This is a genomic window from Hydrocoleum sp. CS-953, assembly GCF_002260545.1.
Taxonomy (GTDB): Bacteria; Cyanobacteriota; Cyanobacteriia; order Cyanobacteriales; family Microcoleaceae; genus Trichodesmium.
The window spans coordinates 1-1,935 of record NZ_LGSU01000069.1; the positions used below are offsets into that span (position 1 = coordinate 1).

Genomic DNA, 1,935 nt, shown 5'->3' on the forward strand with positions numbered 1-1,935 from the left:
CTTGTGGAGCAATTTTATTACCAGTTAATTGCACTTCACATAATTGAGTGCTACTGTTAAATTCTTTTAACCTTTTCCACCCTTGATTAGTCCAAAATTGGTGTTCCAATGTAGCTCTAATTTCTTTACCAGAAACAGTTTTTATTGTGTAAGTTTCTTTTTCACCATTAATATAAATATTTTTCGGAGGATTTTTCCTAGCTGANGTTAAATTCTTTTAACCTTTTCCACCCTTGATTAGTCCAAAATTGGTGTTCCAATGTAGCTCTAATTTCTTTACCAGAAACAGTTTTTATTGTGTAAGTTTCTTTTTCACCATTAATATAAATATTGGTAATTTTACTAGAAACAAGTTGGTTAGTTTTAGTATCTAAAGTCAAAATAGTACGCCTAGATATACTTTCTTGCATATATTTTGCATCATTAGAAGTTTGTTGATGTTTTCTCCCGTAATGCCATAAATTAGCTAATTTTTCAATTGTTTCCTCATAATACTTTTCTCCTTTAGATAAAGACGAATTGGCAAATTTAACCTTGGTATTACCCGACAAACAACAACCTATTCTATGAGTTCTTGCTTGCTGCATAACACTATGGGGAAAAAATCCACAATTAAAAGTAATTTGAGGGTGTTCAATACATCCATAATGTCCGCGATCGCCTGCTAAAAGTCGCTTAACAATTATTTCCCCGCATTTTGTTTCTGAAGGCAAATTATCTTGTTCATCAAATACAAATCCTTGACTATAATCTTGATGCAAAGCAGCATAAATTACCTGTTGAGGATTAGGTGTTTTCGCAATAACTTCTACCCGAAATTTATCCATAAAATTATTCTAAAGTTGAGCTAAATATAAGAGCAAAACAATTTATCATTATTGCACCATAAAAATTGACTATCTAGAAAATGATAGATTTTTCTTATTTTTGACTTTTAACTAAAAAAAATGATACTTTCCCACCGTTTTACAGAAGCTTTAGTATATGCTACCGAGTTACACGCTCATCAAATTCGCAAAGGAAGTAAAGTTCCTTACGTTTCCCACCTTTTAGGGGTAGCTAGCATTGCCCTTGAATATGGCGCTGATGAGGATGAGGCCATAGCAGCACTACTTCACGATGCGATAGAAGACCAAGGTGGGCCAACTGTTCGTGTAGAAATTAGACTGAAGTTTGGGGAAAGGGTGACAGAGATAGTCGATGGTTGTACTGACACAGATACTACTCCGAAACCTCCTTGGAAAGAACGTAAAAAAGCTTATATTAATCGTATTACTAATGCCACACCTTCAGTGCGCTTGGTTTCTGCAGCGGATAAACTACATAATATTAGGTCTATTTTGAAAGACTATCGACTCCAAGGTGATTTGTTGTGGGATTTATTTAAGGGTGGTAAACAAGGAACGCTCTGGTATTATCGCTCCCTTGTAACTGCATTTCGTGAAGCTGACTCCACTCCGATAGTAATAGAGTTAGATAGTTTAGTTACAGAATTGGAAAAGTTGGTACAGACAGATAGAGCTGAAGTTAGCTTGTAGCAGAAATTTTGGTGTTAGTCAATAAATGTTATGAAATTTGTAGAAGCTATTTAGTATCTTTGCCAAGATTAAATTTTTGAGTAGGAGTCAGGAGGAACAACTCAAGACTTAGGAGGTGAGTAGAGGCAATACAGGAAAAAGGTTTAAAAACACTCTCCATTTCCTCATCTTCCTATCTCTTTTTAATATAGATTCCCAAATTAGTCAGGGTATCAGTGGTTATCCTGACCAGGGTGGATGCTACATATAAATCATTCTCTTAATAAGCAGAAGTATTTAGGCCAGATTAATATTTTTCGTTAACCTTTTGAACTTTCGGGAAACCTCTTGATCTATCCATAAAAGTATTGGGAAATGAAAGTTTTTTCTAAACTCGTCTAAGACTAAACTCATGGAC

General features: G+C 34.6%; 2 protein-coding genes and 1 pseudogene. 1 reads left to right on the forward strand and 2 read right to left on the reverse strand.

The annotated features are described in order from the left end of the window. Together AFK68_RS34260 and AFK68_RS40780 are read right to left on the reverse strand one after the other, a co-directional pair. On the reverse strand, positions 1-205 hold a 205-nt coding region (locus tag AFK68_RS34260), incomplete at both ends, for a hypothetical protein (RefSeq protein ID WP_143437367.1). 1 nt (position 206) lies between these two features. After that, positions 207-827: pseudogene (locus tag AFK68_RS40780) on the reverse strand (FAD-dependent thymidylate synthase); the annotation flags it as partial. A gap of 120 nt (positions 828-947) precedes the next feature. Here AFK68_RS40780 and AFK68_RS00420 point away from each other — a divergent pair. Continuing rightward, complete coding sequence (locus AFK68_RS00420) at positions 948-1,538, forward strand: HD domain-containing protein (protein ID WP_210407149.1); 591 nt, start codon at positions 948-950, stop codon at positions 1,536-1,538. Positions 1,539-1,935: the final 397 nt, after the last annotated feature.

Coding starts and splice junctions, on each gene's coding strand:
- AFK68_RS00420 (WP_210407149.1), top strand. CDS start 948: ATGATACTTTCCCACCGTTTTACAGAAGCTTTAGTATATGCTACCGAG.